14 protein-coding genes are annotated in these 16,340 nt (G+C 67.9%); 5 read left to right on the top strand and 9 right to left on the bottom strand.

The annotated features are described in order from the left end of the window. Positions 1–25: 25 nt before the first annotated feature. Positions 26–946 (bottom strand): LysR family transcriptional regulator, encoded by a 921-nt coding sequence (locus tag AB4850_RS13780; RefSeq protein ID WP_414440368.1) that lies wholly within the window; start codon positions 944–946, stop codon positions 26–28. A gap of 122 nt (positions 947–1,068) precedes the next feature. Here AB4850_RS13780 and dld point away from each other — a divergent pair, with 122 nt between their 5' ends. The 3 genes from dld (at position 1,069) to AB4850_RS13765 (ending at position 7,866) form a co-directional block, all read left to right on the top strand. Beyond that, positions 1,069–2,826 carry a D-lactate dehydrogenase gene (dld, locus tag AB4850_RS13775; RefSeq protein WP_414440367.1) on the top strand — a complete coding sequence of 586 codons (1,758 nt, stop codon included), beginning with the start codon at positions 1,069–1,071 and terminating at the stop codon, positions 2,824–2,826. Between the two features lie 422 nt (positions 2,827–3,248). Next, complete coding sequence (locus AB4850_RS13770) at positions 3,249–6,581, top strand: efflux RND transporter permease subunit (RefSeq protein WP_414440366.1); 3,333 nt, start codon at positions 3,249–3,251, stop codon at positions 6,579–6,581. A gap of 73 nt (positions 6,582–6,654) precedes the next feature. After that, the gene (locus AB4850_RS13765; RefSeq protein ID WP_414440365.1) at positions 6,655–7,866 is read left to right on the top strand and encodes a cytochrome P450; all 1,212 of its coding nucleotides are present in this window, start codon (positions 6,655–6,657) and stop codon (positions 7,864–7,866) included. Positions 7,867–7,876: 10 nt separating this feature from the next. Here AB4850_RS13765 and AB4850_RS13760 read toward each other — a convergent pair whose 3' ends face one another. From AB4850_RS13760 to AB4850_RS13730, 7 genes are read right to left on the bottom strand one after another with little or no spacing between them, the layout of a single operon-like run. Then, positions 7,877–8,182, bottom strand: coding sequence for a hypothetical protein (locus AB4850_RS13760; protein WP_414440364.1), 306 nt, complete (start codon positions 8,180–8,182; stop codon positions 7,877–7,879). 29 nt (positions 8,183–8,211) lie between these two features. Continuing rightward, a complete protein-coding gene (locus AB4850_RS13755) occupies positions 8,212–9,666 on the bottom strand; it encodes an alginate export family protein (protein ID WP_414442025.1) in 1,455 nt (484 codons plus the stop codon). A 40-nt stretch (positions 9,667–9,706) separates the two neighbouring features. Then, on the bottom strand, positions 9,707–10,399 hold the full coding sequence (locus AB4850_RS13750) for a YoaK family protein (RefSeq protein ID WP_414442024.1): 693 nt from the start codon (positions 10,397–10,399) through the stop codon (positions 9,707–9,709). Between the two features lie 8 nt (positions 10,400–10,407). Further along, the gene (locus tag AB4850_RS13745) at positions 10,408–11,325 is read right to left on the bottom strand and encodes a VOC family protein (protein ID WP_414440363.1); all 918 of its coding nucleotides are present in this window, start codon (positions 11,323–11,325) and stop codon (positions 10,408–10,410) included. A 52-nt stretch (positions 11,326–11,377) separates the two neighbouring features. Next, entirely contained in the window at positions 11,378–11,815 is a 438-nt protein-coding gene (locus tag AB4850_RS13740; protein WP_414440362.1) for a DoxX family protein, read from the bottom strand. A gap of 1 nt (position 11,816) precedes the next feature. Next, positions 11,817–13,709, bottom strand: coding sequence for an amidohydrolase (locus AB4850_RS13735; RefSeq protein ID WP_414440361.1), 1,893 nt, complete (start codon positions 13,707–13,709; stop codon positions 11,817–11,819). Between the two features lie 60 nt (positions 13,710–13,769). After that, the gene (locus AB4850_RS13730; RefSeq protein ID WP_414440360.1) at positions 13,770–13,937 is read right to left on the bottom strand and encodes a DUF1427 family protein; all 168 of its coding nucleotides are present in this window, start codon (positions 13,935–13,937) and stop codon (positions 13,770–13,772) included. 142 nt (positions 13,938–14,079) lie between these two features. Here AB4850_RS13730 and AB4850_RS13725 point away from each other — a divergent pair, with 142 nt between their 5' ends. Continuing rightward, positions 14,080–15,012 carry a LysR substrate-binding domain-containing protein gene (locus AB4850_RS13725; protein ID WP_414440359.1) on the top strand — a complete coding sequence of 311 codons (933 nt, stop codon included), beginning with the start codon at positions 14,080–14,082 and terminating at the stop codon, positions 15,010–15,012. Between the two features lie 37 nt (positions 15,013–15,049). On the opposite strand, the gene AB4850_RS13720 is transcribed toward AB4850_RS13725, so the two are convergent. Next, positions 15,050–15,736, bottom strand: coding sequence for a hydrolase (locus AB4850_RS13720; protein ID WP_414440358.1), 687 nt, complete (start codon positions 15,734–15,736; stop codon positions 15,050–15,052). Between the two features lie 278 nt (positions 15,737–16,014). Between AB4850_RS13720 and AB4850_RS13715 the strand changes: the two genes are divergently transcribed. Beyond that, on the top strand, positions 16,015–16,287 hold the full coding sequence (locus AB4850_RS13715; RefSeq protein ID WP_414440357.1) for a DUF1427 family protein: 273 nt from the start codon (positions 16,015–16,017) through the stop codon (positions 16,285–16,287). The last annotated feature ends 53 nt before the right edge of the window (positions 16,288–16,340 follow it).

Here is a 16,340-nt window from a genome sequence, read left to right as displayed (position 1 = left end):
GAAACGTCGATTGACAAGGCCCGCGTCAGGCGAGGCCCAACCTCGATGAAGCTTTCTCCGCCTCGCTCCGCCTCTCCCTCACCACCCGCACGAAATTCCGCACCGTAGCCGACGCCTCGCGCGGCCGATGCACGAGCGCGATCCCCGTGCCGAGCGGGCTGCCCTGCAATTCGTGAAAGCTCACCCCGTCCACCTGCACCTGCCGCATCGACGCCGGCACGATCGCCACGCCGAACCCCGCCGACACCAGGTTGCCCGCCGACGAAATCTGCGGCGACTCCATCCCGATCGTCGGCGAAAACCCGGCCGCATGACACGCGCCGATGATCGAATCGTAGAGATTCGGCCCGATCCCGCGCGGAAACAGAATGAACGCCTCGTTCGCCAGATCGGCCAGATCGACGCGCTTGCGGCGGCCGAGCCGGTGCCCGCGAGGCAGCACGGCGATCATGGCTTCGTCGGCCAGCGGCTCGACGATCAGTTCTCCGCAATGCAGCGGCATGCGCACCATGGCGGCGTCGATCTGGCCGCCGCCCACCTTTTCCAGCAGCGTCACGCTGTTGCTCTCCTCGCAGCCGATCGCCACGCGCGGGTAGTCGTGGCGAAACTGCTGCATGGTCAGCGCGATGGCGGGATGGAACACGGTCGAACCGGCGAAGCCGAGCGACAGGCGGCCGGTTTCGCCGCGCCCGGCGTTGCGCGCCTCCACCAGCGCCTGCTGCGCGTCGTCGACGATGCGCCGCGCGCGCTCGGCCAGCGTCCGCCCGGCCTCGGTCAGCTCGATGCGGCGCGGGTGGCGCACGAACAGCCGCGCGCCGATCTCGCGCTCGAGCTTGAGGATCTGCTGACTGAGCGGCGGCTGGGCGATGCCGAGCGAGGCCGCCGCCTCGGTGAAGTGCAGATGCTCGGCGACGGCGAGGAAATAGCGGAGTTGACGGAATTCCATATCGTTTTCGTCTTCAAATCGCGGTATCGAGATATTGGACTAATGATTGCCGCGATTCTATGCTTTCCGGTATCGGCTGCGCGGATCGTCGCGCGGCGAGCCAATCACGCACGGAGAACACGATGACGGCAGGGCACGAAGCAGCGGGCGGATCGAGCGGATCGAACCAGGCGGGGCGCACCGACGGCGCGGCGCTGCTGGCGGACTTGCGCGGCATCGTCGGCGCGAACGAGGTGCTGGTGGACGACGAGGCCACGCGGCGCTACCGCACCGGCTTTCGCTTCGGCTCGGGCCGCGCGCTGGCGGTGGTGCGGCCCGGCTCGATCGTCGAGCAGTGGAAGGTGCTGCAGGCCTGCGTGGCCGCCAACGCGATCGTCATCACGCAGGCCTCGAACACCGGCCTGACGGGCGGCTCGACGCCCGACGGCGATGCCTACGACCGCGACATCGTGATCGTCAGCACCACGCGCATGAACACCATCCACGTGATCGACGAGGGTCGGCAGGTGATCTGCCTGCCCGGCGCGACGCTCGACCAGCTCGAGCGCGCGCTCAAGCCGCTCGGCCGCGAGCCGCATTCGGTGATCGGGTCGAGCTGCATCGGCGCGTCGGTGTTCGGCGGCGTGTGCAACAACTCGGGCGGCGCGCTGGTGCGGCGCGGCCCGGCCTACACGGAGATGGCGGTGTTCGCCCGGGTGGACGAGGCCGGCCGCCTGCACCTGGTCAACCACCTCGGCGTGGCGCTGGGCGACGATCCGGAGGCGATCCTCGACCGGATCGAGCGCCGCGCGTTTTCCGAGGCTGACATCCGCCACGACGCGGGCGCCGCCTCCGATCACCACTACGCCGATGAAGTGCGCGAGATCGACGCCGACACCCCGGCCCGCTACAACGCCGACCCGCGCCGTCTGCACGAGGCGTCCGGCTCGGCCGGCAAGCTGATGGTGTTCGCGGTGCGGCTCGATACGTTCCCGATCGAGCAGGGCACCCAGGTGTTCTACATCGGCACGAATTCCCCAGACGAACTGACGGAGATCCGCCGCGTAGCGCTGCGCGAGCTGCCGCAACTGCCGATCTCGGGCGAATACCTGCACCGCGACGCGTTCGACATCGCCGAGCGCTACGGCAAGGACACGTTCCTGGCGATCCATCACCTCGGCACCGCGCGGCTGCCGGCGCTGTTCGCCATGAAAAGCCGCTTCGACGCGATCGCCAATCGCTTCGGGTTCCTGCCCAAACACCTGAGCGACCGCGTGCTGCAGGCGGTGAGCCGGCTGTTCCCGAGCCATCTGCCGCCGCGCATGAAGGCGTTTCGCGAGCGTTTCGAGCATCACCTGATGCTGAAGGTATCGGCCGACAGCGTGGCGGCCACGCGCGAGCGGCTCGCGGCGTATTTCGCGAAGGCCGGCGGCGATTTCTTCGAATGCACGCCCGACGAGGGCGCCAAGGCGTTCCTGCTGCGCTTCGCGGCGGCCGGCGCGGCGGTGCGCTACCGGGCGATCCACAGCGACGCGGTGGAGGACATCGTGGCGCTCGACGTGGCGCTGCGGCGCAACGATCGCGACTGGGTGGAAACCTTGCCGAAGGCGATCGAGGACACCATCGCGGTCAAGCTCTACTACGGCCATTTCCTCTGCCACGTGTTTCATCAGGACTACATCGTTCGCAAGGGCCACGATTGCCTCGCGGTCGAGCATCGGATGTGGACGCTGCTCGACGCGCGCGGCGCCGAATATCCGGCCGAGCACAACGTCGGCCACCTGTATCGCGCGAAGCCGGCGCTGGCCGCGTTCTACCGCGAGCTCGATCCGTGCAACTGCTTCAATCCCGGCATCGGCCAGATGTCGAAGTTCGCGAACTATCGCGAATCGGCCCGGTAAGGCCGCCACCGCACCCACCCGTACGCCGCCCCGCCAGATCATTACAATAGCGGGCGACGACGCCAGCCCCGGGCGCGATTCCCGACTCGCCGGGAATCTTCCATGCACCGCGACGGTCGAATGCCCGATCCGCCGCGATAGCGGCAGGCGCTCGTCGGCGCGCGCGGGCCGTGGGTGACGGCAGGCGCGACGCGATCGACCTGAGAGACGGCGGCGCGCGCAGGCGTGCCCGCTGCCGGCGCACGCAACGAGAACGAAGCGGCAACCATGCAGACATCCACATTCCGGGCGTTCGGCCCGTGGCGCAGCGCGACCGCCCGCAGGCTCCGGGCGGGGGCTTCGCCGTTGCCGGCCGGCCGGTGCGCCGGGGCCGCCGTTCTGGCCACCGTTGGGCTGGGCGCTTCGGCCGGCGGCGCGCGCGCATGAATCTGTCGGGCCTGTTCATCCGGCGTCCGGTCGCCACCACGCTGCTCGCGATCGGCATCGCGCTGGCCGGCGTGTTCGCGTTCATGAAGCTGCCGGTGTCGCCGCTGCCGCGCGTCGATTTCCCTACCATCTCGGTGTTCGCCAACCTGCCCGGCGCCAGCCCGGAAACGGTGGCCACCAGCGTGACCAGCCCGCTCGAACGGCATCTCGGCGCGATCGCGGGCGTCACCAAGATGAACTCCACCAGTTCGCTCGGCAATTCGCTGATCAGCCTGCAGTTCGTGCTGGAGCGCGACCTGAACGGCGCGGCGCGCGACGTGCAGGCCGCCATCAACGCGGCGCGCGCCGACCTGCCCACCAGCCTCCGAAGCAACCCCACGTTCCAGAAGGTGAATCTGGCCGATTCGCCGATCATGGTGCTGTCGGTCACGTCCGATACCGCCTCGCCGGCGCGCGTGTACGACGCGGCGTCCACGGTGTTGCAGCAGGCGCTGTCGCAGATCGAGGGGATCGGCGAGGTGGACGTGTTCGGCGCGGCGAACCCGGCGGTGCGCGTCGAGCTGGAGCCGCACGCGCTGTTCCATTACGGCATCGGCCTGGAGGATATCCGCGCGGCGCTGGCCTCGGCCAATGCCAACAGCCCGAAGGGCGCGATCGAGTTCGGCCCGACCCACTACCAGCTCTACACCAACGATCAGGCCTCGAAGGCGGCGCAATACCGCGACCTGGTGGTGGCGTATCGCAATCACGCCGCCGTGCGGCTGGAGGACGTGGGCGCGGTGCTCGATTCGGTGGAGGACGTGCGCAACCTCGGCCGCGCCAACGGCAAGCGCGCGATCCTGGTGATCCTGTATCGCTCGCCGGGCGCGAACATCATCGACGCGGTGAACCGCGTCAAGCTTGCGCTGCCGAGGCTGGCCGCCGCGCTGCCGCCCGACGTCGCGCTCGATTCCGTGCTCGACCGCTCGGTGACGATCCGCTCGTCGCTGGCCGACACCGAGCACACGCTGCTGATGGCCGTGGCGCTGGTGGTGATGGTGGTGTTCCTGTTCCTGCGCAATTGGCGCGCCACGCTGATTCCGAGCGTGGCCGTGCCGATCTCGATCCTGGGCACGTTCGGCGCGATGTACCTGTTCGGCTTCTCGCTCGACAACCTCTCGCTGATGGCGCTGATCGTGGCCACCGGCTTCGTGGTGGACGATGCCGTGGTGGTGCTCGAAAACATCATGCGGCATATCGAGAACGGCAAGCCGCGCATGCAGGCCGCGCTCGACGGCGCGCGCGAGGTGGGCTTCACGGTGCTGTCGATCAGCCTGTCGCTGATCGCGGTGTTCCTGCCGATTCTGCTGATGACGGGGCTGATCGGCCGGCTGTTCCGCGAGTTCGCGATGACGCTGTCGCTGGCGATCGTCGTGTCGCTGTTCGTCTCGCTCACATTGACGCCGATGATGTGCGCGCGCCTGCTGCCCGAGGCCGGCCAGCATCGCCGCGAGGGGCGGCTCGCGCGCTGGCTCGAACGCGGCTTCGCGCGCCTGCAGGGCGGCTACGACCGCACGTTGCAATGGGCGCTGCGGCACCGGCGCATCACGCTGCTGTCGCTGGTGGCGACGGTCGGGCTGAACATGGCGCTGTACGTGATCGTGCCGAAGGGCTTCTTTCCGCAACAGGATACGGGCGTGCTGATCGGCGGGATTCAGGTCGATCAGTCCACCTCGTTCCAGGCGATGGAAAAGAAGTTCGCCGAAATGATGCACATGATCCAGTCGGACCCGGACGTGCTCAGCATCGCCGGCTTTCGCGGCGGGCGCACCACCAATTCCGGCTTCATGTTCGTGACGCTGAAGGACAAGCGCGACCGCAAGCTCAGCGCCGACCAGATCATCGAACGGTTGCGTCCGCAACTGGAGCGCGTGGCCGGCGCGCAAACCTTCCTGCAGGCCGCGCAGGATCTCGGCGGCAGCGGCGGCAAGCAGACCAACGCGCAATATCAGTTCTCGCTCTACGGCGATTCGACGGCCGACCTTTACGCGTGGGGCAACAAGCTGACCGAGGCGCTGAAGAAGAAGCCGCAACTGAAGGACGTCAATTCGGATCAGCAACAAGGCGGGTTGGAAGCGAGGGTGACCATCGATCGCGCCACCGCCGCGCGCTTCGGCATCACGCCGGCGCAGATCGACAACACGCTGTACGACGCGTTCGGCCAGCGCCAGGTGTCCACCATCTACAACCCGCTGAACCAGTACCACGTGGTGATGGAGGTTGCGCCGCAATATTGGCAGGACCCCGAAATGCTGAAGCAGGTGTACATCAGCACCTCGGGCGGGCTGGCGAACGGCTCGGCGCTGACCAACGCCACGGCCGGCACCTTCGTCGCGCCGAGCGTGGGCGGCGCGGGCACGGCGTCGGTGGGCGCGACGGCGGCCACCGCGTCGTCCGCGTCGAGCGCGGCGGCCGTTTCCACCGATTCGGCGCGCAACGCCTCGCTCAACGCCATCGCGGCCACCGGCAAGTCGGGGGGCACCTCGTCGGGCGAGGCGGTGTCCACCTCGAAATCCACCATGATCCCGCTGTCGGCGATCGCCAGCTTCGGGCCGGGCACCACGCCGATCGCGATCAATCACGAAGGCCCGTTCGTGGCCGTGACGATCTCGTTCAACCTGCCGCCCGGCGCGGCGCTGTCCGACGCGCGGCGCGTGATCTACCAGACCATGGCCGACATCGGCATGCCGGCCAGCATCAACGGTGCGTTCGCCGGCACCGCCGAGGAGTTCGAGAAGGCGCTGGCGGACCAACTGCTGCTGATCGTTGCCGCGCTGGCCGCGATCTACATCGTGCTCGGCATCCTGTACGAAAGCTACGTTCACCCGATTACGATTCTTTCGACTTTGCCGTCGGCCGGGGTGGGCGCGCTGCTGGCGCTGCTGGTGTCCGGCACCGAGTTCGACATCATCGGGCTGATCGGCATCTTCCTGCTGATCGGCATCGTCAAGAAGAACGCGATCATGATGATCGACTACGCGATCGTGGCGGTGCGGCAGGGCAAGACGCCGTTCGATGCGATTCACGAGGCGTGCCGGCTGCGGTTCCGGCCGATCCTGATGACCACGCTGGCCGCGCTGTTCGGCGTGCTGCCGCTGATCTTCGGGCATGGCGACGGCGCGGAGCTGCGCGCGCCGCTCGGCATCACGCTGGTGGGCGGCCTGATCGTGTCGCAGATGCTGACGCTCTACACCACGCCGGTCGTCTACCTGTACATGGACCGCCTGCGCACGCGGGCCGAGCGTCGCCGGGCGCGCCGCGCCGGCTTGCCGCCGCCGGCCGGTGCGTAGCAGAATGCAGGTCACCCCAGCCTGGCCCGGCCGCCGGTCCTGACCGGCGCCACTCCCAGCTCAAGGAGGCGCGATGCGCGATCCCGAGAATCGGCATTTTTCGCTGTACGAATTGATGGACCCGGCGCAGCGCGTCGATCCGTATCCGTGGTATCGCCGGCTGCGCGATGTCGGCTCGGTGCACCGCGACGAGCACGTCGGCAGCCTGCTCGTGTCGCGCTACGAGGACATCGTGGCCGTGCTCGACGATTCGCGCTTTTCGGCCTCGCGCCTGAACCTGGCCGATGAAACCGATCCCGCCGCGCTCGATATCGGCAAGACGCTGGCGAACCAGATGCTGTTCCTCGATCCTCCCGACCACACGCGCCTGCGCAAGCTGTTCGCGAAGGCGTTCACGCCGCGCCGGCTCGACGCGTTCCGGCCGCGCATCGAAGCGCTGACGCACGATGGCCTGGCCGCGTGCGCGGGGCGGCCGGCCGATTTCGTGACCGAGTTCGCCGTGCCGCTGCCCGTGCTGGCGATCGCGCTCGTGCTTGGCGTGCCGGGCGAGGCGCACCAGCAACTGCATGCGTGGTCGGTCGCGTTCGGCAGCATCATCAGCGGGCGGCCGATGATGGCCGACGAGGTGGCGAGCGTGCAGCGCAGCATCGCCGAGTTCCGCCGGTATTTCGCTGAACTGATCGCCGCGCGCCGCGCCGTGCCCGAGGACGACATGCTCAGTGATCTGGTGGCCGCCGAGGAAGCGGGCGACCGGCTCACCGAGGCCGAGCTGATCTCGAACCTGATTCTGTTATTGGCGGCGGGGCACGCCACCACCAGCCATTTGATCGGCAACGGCTTGCTGGCGCTGGCGAACGATCGCGAGCAATGGCAGCGCTTCGTCGACGAGCCGGCGCTGGCCGCGTCGCTCGTCAACGAACTGCTGCGCTTCGACGCGCCCGTGCAGGTGACCGGGCGCGCGGCGAGCGAGGACATGTTGATCGGGCAGCAGCGGGTGCCGAAAGGCACGTATCTGCATGTGCTGATCGGTTCGGGCAATCGCGACGAGCGCCAGTTCGCCGAGCCGGATCAACTCGACATCGGGCGCAGCGGCTCGCGCGTGCTGTCGTTCGGGCACGGGATTCACACGTGCCTGGGCGCGGTGCTGGCGCGCATCGAGGCGCAGATCGTGTTCACGGCGCTGGCGCAGCGGTATCCGGATTTCGAGGTGGATACGGCGCGCGTGGAGCGGACGAACAGTATTGCGTTTCGCGGGGTGCGGTGTTTGCCGGTGGTGTTGAAGTAGGGGGCTGCCGCTAAACGACTTGCGGCAGCGGCCCAGGGGCCGACACAACGCCGCGCTTGCGGCGACGGCGCAGCGTGACGGACAAGGTCGGGATATCGAACCATTGGCGGGCCGCCAGCCGCACGGCCCGGTCGAACGATTCATCCTCCACGGTATATCGGTCGTCGATGGTCACGAGCCAGCCGTCGCGCGTGTGCGTGCAGCAGATGCGCTCGTCTTCCATGAGATCCGCGTACCAGCGCCAGATGCGGGCGTCTTCCAGGTTGGCATGGGCGGCGGCGCGCAGGCGGGCCAGTTCCATTTCAGTCTGCGGCATGCTCATCCCCTTTCCGTCGGCATCGGCCGTTACCAGCCGAACTTGGCTTCGACGCCCACATAATCCGCATTGCGCGCCCCCAGCGCGCGAAGCGAATCGCCGATTTCGAAATGCACCGCTTCCAGCGCCAGCGCCACGTTGTCGTTGACCAGCCAGTCGGCGCGAACCTGGGCATACATCCCCGTCCACAAGCTGCCCTTGCCGGCCGTGCCCGGCACCATCGCCATGCCCTGGCCGTACACGGCGTCCTGCGTGGTGTCGCGCCACTGGAAGCCCAGTGCCGTCAGCAACGTCACCTTCGGCGTGACCTTGAACGTCAGCGACGGCTTCACGTGGATGACGTTGCTGTAGCCCGTATAGCCCGCCAGCGTGAAGTAATAGCCGTTCGGGAACAGCGGGTTGAACGTGCCGACGTGGCCGTCGCCCGGATGATGATCGCCCGATGCGCCGTCGATCTGCAGCCCGAGGCGCGGCGTACCCGGCAGCGTCGAGAACGTATAGCCGCCCAACGCGCCGAACGCCCAGGCGCCGACCGTGCTCGCTCCCACCTGCCCGGTCTGTCCCATTGCTTCGATGTCCCAATCGAACGGCGCGACCTTGCCGGCGTAGCGGGCGTCGAACACGTCGCGCCGCTCGTGGCCCTTGGCATCGAGGAAGCTCGCGCCGTCGCGCTCGTAGCGCGACCAGTACGCCGACAGATCGCCGGGGCCGAACCCGCTGCGCTCCACGCGCAGGCCGCTGAACTTCAGATGCCGGTTCGACGTGTCGTCGAACGTATCCACGTCGCGATACTGCACGGGGCGCGTCAGATAGCCGATGAAGCGCCACTGGCCGACTTCGTAATCGCCCCACAGTCCGTCGAAGGCCTGGCGCACGTTCGGGCCGTCGCGCGCGGCGATGAAGCGCTGCAAGTCGAACGCCATTTCCTGCCGGCCGACGCGCGCCTTCACGGTGCCGGCCCCCAGTTTCCCGACATAGGCCACGAACGCCTGTTCGACGTCGAGCGGGTTCTTGTCGACCGGCGACACGGTGTTCTTGCCGAACGCGCGTGCGTCTTCCAGTTGCACGAACGCCTGCACATGCTCGCCGAAGCGCGCATCGGCATGCACCTGCGTGCGCTGGATCAGCCAACTGTCCTGATGCGTGCCGCCGAGGCCGAACAACGGCGTGTTGTTCAGCTCGAAGCGCTCGCGCAGATTCGCGCCCAACGATACGTACCACGAAGGATCGGCGCCGAGCGGGATGGCTTTGAGCCCGTCGAGCGGGCGGCGCGGCAGGCACGGGTTCGCCAGCGTGCCCCAGTTTTCCTGCCAGCGGTTGAACGACGGAATCGGCCGCTTCGCGGTGCAGCTTTCGGCGGGCGGTTCGTCGGCGGTGTCCGTGGTGTCGGCGCGGGCCGCGTTCGCGCCGGTCAGCAGCGCGCCGGCCAGCGCGACGATGCCGGCGGCTTTCTCGATACGACGCGCACGCGGCGGGGTCGGCATCATGGTGGGTTCCTCGATGGAGGGCGGCACGCCGGCCGCCTCAGGCATGGGACGAATCGGGGGACGGTGCATCGCCGGTGGTGAACGCGAGCGTGGCCAGGGCGAGCGCCGGGGCGAGCAATGCCCAGAAGCCGACGTGCCGCCAGCCGAGCGCGCCGGCCGCCGCGCCGAGCGCGAACGCCACGATGGCCGGCACCATCTTCGCGAAGCGGGCGCGCGCGGCGTGGCGCACGGCCCCGGACGCGCCGGCCGACAGCATGTCGACCCCATCGAGAATCGCCTGCGTGACGTTGCCGGTCATCACGGTATTCGGCACGCCGGGTCGCGCGATCAAACGCGGGTGTGCGTTCTGCACGCCCATCGCGAACGCGCCGAGCATGCCGGCCACCACCGCGGCGAGATCGTCGGGCGCGGCCACCGGCGACGCGGCCACGCCCGCCACGCAGAAGCCGAGCATCAGCACGGCCTGCGCCGCATGCAGCAACCGCGCGCCGTGGCGTGCGTGATGGCGCGGCAGCACGCGCACCAGCAGGCTGCTGCCGGCCACCCCGGCCACGAACGCGGGAAACACCGCCAGCTTCAGCAGGATGCCCTGCCCGTAGCCGCCGGCGCCCGCGCCGATCAACACGAAGTTGCCGGTGACGTGCGCGGTGAACAGCCCGTACAGCGCCACGAAACTGAGCGTATCGACGAAGCCGGCGATTGCCGCCAGCAGCGTGTCCTCGGATTTCATTGGGTCGTTCATTTCTCCGCGGCGGCGTGGATCTCGGCGATATAGCCGCCCGGGAACTGCACGATCGCCGCGTCGCGGCCGTCGGACGAGAAGCGCGGCACGAGCGTCTTCACGCCGGCGGCCTCGGCTTTTTGCAGCGTTGCGTCGAGGTCGGCCACTTCGTAGCCGGTCATGTCATGCCCGAACGGGTAGGGCAGGTGGCCGTCGGTAACGAGCACGGTCATCTTGCCGAAGCCCGAATCGATGCGGATGCGGCGATAGGTGTCGCCGGGGCGGCCGATCTCGACGCCGGGCGCGTGGCGCACATCGGACACCACCTTGCCGTGCGAGAACGCCACGAAATCGCGTACCAGCTTGCCGGCGCTTTGCGCCGATACATACACGCGGTTCTCCGGCACGGTTTGCAGCGGCGCGTAGTTCGGTGCTTCGGTGTGCCAATAGAGTTGCATGTTCACGCCGCCGGGCCAGGCGATCACCGCATCGCGGCCGATCGGGTCGGGGAACGTGTCGACGATCACGTCGGCGCCGTGCGCGCGCGCCGATTTCACGGCGGCGTCCATGTCGGTCACGAGGTAGCCGGTGCGCTCCGCGCCGAACGGATGCGGCACGGGCGTCTTGAAGCCGAACACCGAGATCGAACCGGCCGGCGTGAACACGAGCTGCGACATCGTCTGGCTCGGCGTGGGCGTGACCTGGAACACGCCCTGTTTCGACTTGCTGCCGCCGAAGGTGGCCACGAAGCTGTCGGTGAAGCGATCGAAATCCTCGGGCGCGACGTAGACGTGGGTGGTGTCGTATTGCGGGCCGACGGCGAGCGTGGCGGCGGCCGGCGTGGCGCCCAACGACGCCTTGGCGTAGGCGGCCGGTGCGGTGGCCGCGGCGGCGGCGATCGCCAGGGCCAGCAAGGTGGAGCGAATCGTGATCATGTTCGGTAATCCTGTTGGTTTGAAGTCCGTATCGAAACGAGGGGGCGAGGCGTCACGCGCCAGGCCCGCCGTCGAGATCGTCGAGCCGCGTGGCGAGCGCCAGCGCCGCGATCAGCCCGAGATGTTCGAAGAAGCTGTTGAAGGCCATGAAGCGGGCGGCGCCCGTCAGGTTCCAGAAGTCGTTGGCCACGGCCATCGCCACCAGCGTGAGCATCGCCAGGCCGCCCGCGCCGAGCCAGGTGAAGCGGCGCACGACGATGCACAGCGAGCCGCCGAGCTCCACCGCGATCGCGAGCGCGGCCCACAGCGCGGCCGGTTGCAGGCCGAAGTGCGCCTGCTCGGCCACGGCGTCGTGGAAATGCAGCAGCTTGTCGATGCCGCCGACCAGATAGGCGGATACCAGCGCCAGGCGCAGCAGCGGCGCGGCCCACGGCCACGCCAGCAGCGCGCGCACCCAGCGCGGGTTGCCGGCGAGATGCGGCGTGCGCATCTCAGATCGCCCAGCAGGCGCAGCCGAACGCGCCCCAGAACGACTTGGCGTCCGAGGTCGGCAAGTCGCGGCTCCATGCGTTCGCGTGGGCGTGGCCGTGCAGCGCGCAGGCGGTGGCGCAGCCGCATTGCGCGGCGGCGGCCGCCGCGCGTTGCAGCGGCGCGCCCGCGCGTTGCGTGGCGCCCCAACCGCCGTAGCCGCCGTATTCGCGCACCGGCGACCAGTCGGGCATGGCCGGCGGGATCGGCAGGTCGTGTTGCGAGAACGGCCCCGCGCCCCACACGATGCGCCCGCCCACCACGGTCAGCAGCGCGCTGGTGCCGGCGATGTCGTCCTCGGCGCAGGCGAAGAAATCGCGGTCGGGCACCATCAGGTCGGCAAGCTGGCCCACGGCGATGCGGCCTTTCTTGCCTTCCTCGTTCGAGAACCAGGTCACGTATTCGGTCCACATGCGCAGCGCCGTTTCGCGATCGAGCAGGCTGCGCTGCGGATAGAGTCGCAGGCCGCCGATCGTCTTGCCGGTCACGAGCCACGACAGCGATACCCACGGGTTGTAGGAGGCCACGCGCGTGGCGTCGGTGCCGGCCGACACCTTCAGGCCTTTCTCCAGCATCTGCTTGATGGGGGGCGTGGCTTCGGCTGCCTGCGCGCCGTAACGCTCGACGAAGTATTCGCCCTGGTAGGCCATGCGGTGCTGCACGGCCACGCCGCCGCCGAGCGCGGCGATGCGATCCATCGAGCGCTCGGAAATCGTTTCGGCGTGATCGAAGAACCAGTTGATGCCGTCGAGCGGAATTTCCTCGTTCACCTTCTCGAACACGTCGAGCGCGCGGCTGATGGTTTCGTCATAGGTGGCGTGCAGGCGCCACGGCCAGCGGTTTTGCGCGAGCACGCGCACCACGCCTTCGAGTTCACCTTCCATTTCGGGCGGCAATTCGGGGCGCGCGACGCGGAAATCCTCGAAGTCGGCCGCCGAGAACACCAGCATTTCGCCCGCGCCGTTGTGGCGGAAATAGTCGCTGCCGTCGTGATAGGTGACGGACTGCGTCCAGTTCACGAAGTCTTCCTTCTCGGCCTTCGGCTTTTGCGTGAACAGGTTGTAGGCGATACGCACCGTCATCTCGTTCGCATCGTGCAGCTTGCGCATCACTTCGTAATCGTCGGGGTAATTCTGCGAGCCGCCGCCCGCGTCGATGGCGCCCGTCACGCCGAGCCGGTTCAACTCGCGCATGAAGTGGCGCGTGGAGTTGTACTGATACTCGATCGGCAATTTCGGGCCTTTGGCGAGCGTCGCGTAGAGGATGGTCGCGTTCGGGTTGGCGAGCAGCAGGCCGGTGGGGGTGCCGGACGCATCGCGCAGGATCGTGCCGCCGGGCGGCTCGGGCGTGTCCTTCGTGTAGCCCACCACGCGCAGCGCGGCGGCGTTGAGCAGCGCGCGGTCGTACAGGTGGAGGATGAACACGGGCGTGTCGGGGGCGGCGGCGTTCAGCTCGTCGATGGTCGGCAGGCGCTTCTCGGCGAACTGGTGCTCGGTGAAGCCGCCCACCACGCGCACCCATTGCGGCGCGGGCGTGACGGCCACCTGACGGCGCAGCATCTCCATCGCCAGCGCGAGCGACGGCACGCCGTCCCAGCGCAGCTCCATGTTGTAGTTCAGGCCGCCGCGAATCAGGTGCAGGTGGTTGTCGATCAGGCCGGGCAACACGGGGCGGCCTTGCAGATCCACCACGCGCGTGGCGCTGCCGGCCAGCGGCACGATCTCGGCATCGTCGCCCACGGCGATGAAGCGGCCATCGGCGATGGCGACGGCGCGCGCGATCGGGTTCGCGCGGTCCAGCGTGGTGATCCGGCCGTTATGCAGGATCAGGTCGGGTTGCTTCGTGATGGTGTTCACGGGCGTTTCCTTGTCGAAGAAGCGACGGAGCGGGGAGGGCGAAGCGGGGAGAGCGATGGCTCATGCACCGAGCCAGAGCCGCACGGCGGGCAGCGCCTGCGCGCCGAGCACCATGCCGAGCAGACCGACCAGCGCGATCAGCGGCGGCGCCGGCGAGCGCACGCGAATCGCGCTGTAGATCACGCCGATCAATGCGCCCGCACCGAGCGAGACGAGATAAGTTTCCATGCGCTCGACCTCCCGATCGAATTAGAATCCGGGCGTTGCTCCCGGGTCCGCATCGCGGCTTACCGCTGCCGCGATTGAAAATTGATTACTATTCCTTAGCGTCAGATCCGGCGCCTGAATCTCCACCTTCTCCGACTTCACCATGCCAGCCTTACCCGATCTCGAAGCCTGGGCGATCTTCGCCCGCGTCGTCGAAACCGGCTCGTTCGCCAAGACGGCGAACCTGCTGGGCATTTCGCAGCCCACCGTGTCGAAGGCCATCGCGCGCCTCGAACAGCGGCTCGGCACGATGCTGCTGTACCGCACCTCGCGCAAGCTCTCGCTGACGCCCACCGGCGAACTGCTCAGCGACCGCGCGCTGCAACTGCTGGCCGACGCGGAGAGCATCGAGAACGAAGCGTCCTCGCATGCGCTCGAACCGCACGGCGTGGTGCGCCTGAATGCACCGATGTCGTTCGGGCTGCGCCACCTCGCGCCGGTGTTGCCGGTGTTTCTGGAGCGCTACCCGAAGGTCGATGTCGATCTCGTGCTGACCGACCACCTCGTCGATATCGTGTCGAGCGGCTGCGACGTCGCGATCCGCATCGCCGACCTGAGCGATTCGTCGCTGCGCGCGCGCCGTCTGTGTGCGGTGCGCCGGCCGCTCGTCGCATCGCCGGCCTACCTGGCGCGCCACGGCCGCCCCGAGCATCCGCGCGAGCTCGAACATCACCTGAGCATGATCTACACGAACCTGCCGTCGCCCGACTTCTGGCGCTTTCGTCATGCCGAATCGGGCGAGGAGTGCGCGGTGCCGGTGCATGGCCGCATGCGCACCAACAATGCCGACGTGATCCTGCCGGCGCTGCTCGACGGGCAAGGCATCGCGTTGCAGCCCGAGTTTCTGGTGTGGGATGCGCTCAAGAGCGGTGCGCTCGAACGCATCATGTGCGACTGGCGCATCGCCGACATCAACGTCAACCTGGTCACGCCGCCCGGCATGCTGCGCGCCGCGCGCGTGAAGGTGCTGCTCGATTTCCTGATGGAACACCTGGCGCACGCGCCGTGGGCGGTGGCGGAAGCCTCACCCGTTTAACGAAGGCCGCGCCGGTTGCCCGGTGCGGCCTGCGCGTTTACTTCGCCGGCACCGGCGCGAGGATCTCGTGTTGCACGGCCGTGCGTTGCCGGGCCTTGTGGACCATCGTGTAGGCGTAATCGACGCCGAGGCCATAAGCGCCCGAGTGTTCCTTGGCGATCGCCATCACGGCATCGTAGGTTTCGCGATGGGCCCAATCGCGTTGCCATTCGAGCATCACCTGCTGCCAGGTCACCGGCACCACGCCGGCCTGGATCATTCGCTGCATCGCGTAGTCGTGCGCATCCTGCGAGGTGCCGCCCGACGCGTCGGCCACCATGTAGATCTCGTAGCCGCCTTCGAGCATCGCGCACAGCGCGAACGTGGTGTTGCAGACTTCCGTCCACAGGCCCGACACGATCACTTTCTTGCGGCCGTTCGCGGCCAGCGCGTCGCGCACTTTCTGGTCGTCCCACGAATTCATCGAGGTGCGTTCGAGCACCGGGTGATCGGGAAACACGTCGAGCAGTTCGGGGTACGTATAACCGGAGAAGCTTTGCGATTCGACCGTGGTGATGGTGGTGGGAACGTCGAACACCTTGGCGGCCTTCGCGAGCGCCACCACGTTGTTCTTCAGCGCCTGACGGTCGATCGATTGCACGCCGAACGCCATTTGCGGCTGCTGATCGATGATGATCAACTGGCTGTTGTGCGGAGTGAGAACTTCGAGCTTCGAATCGCTCATGACGTGTCGTCCTTGGATGGGTAGATCAGGGCGGCGCACCATGCGGCGCGACCGAAAAGGTTTCATCGGGTTGCGTCGGACCGGCGTGCGATCCAACGCTATTTATTTGACACGCAATTGCGTCGCCGAGAAATCCAAGAAATGGAATCGCACCCATTCCAAAAACAGCGTCTTAAATACCGGGTGCGCGCTTTTGTTCTTCTTGCAAACCCGTTAGGCTGGCGGGCAATTCGCCGGATGCATTCGCTCGCCGGCTCACTCTCGACGGGAGCCGAACCATGAAGGCTTATGTGTTGTCCTTGCTGGCGGGCGTGTTGGCCGGCGTCGTGTATGGCGCGATCGGCGTGCAGTCGCCCGCGCCGCCGATCATCGCGTTGCTGGGCCTGCTCGGCATGCTGGCCGGGGAGCAGATCCTGCCGCTGGTGAAGCGCCTGGTGTCCGGGCATCGCCTGTCGGCCGCGTGGCGCGAGGCGAAGTGCGGCCAGCATATGTTCGGCGCGCTGCCGGGCGGCGCACGCGTGGAGCCGGCCTCGAAGCAACGCAATGCCTGAGATGGTTGCGCGTGCAAGCGTATCGGCAAGATGAGCATGACGATTCGATGTCG

This window comes from Burkholderia sp. 22PA0106 (genome assembly GCF_047497155.1).
Classification (GTDB): domain Bacteria; phylum Pseudomonadota; class Gammaproteobacteria; order Burkholderiales; family Burkholderiaceae; genus Burkholderia.
The sequence above is the reverse complement of the archived record's forward strand: the minus strand, read 5'-3'. Positions and strand labels throughout refer to the sequence as shown.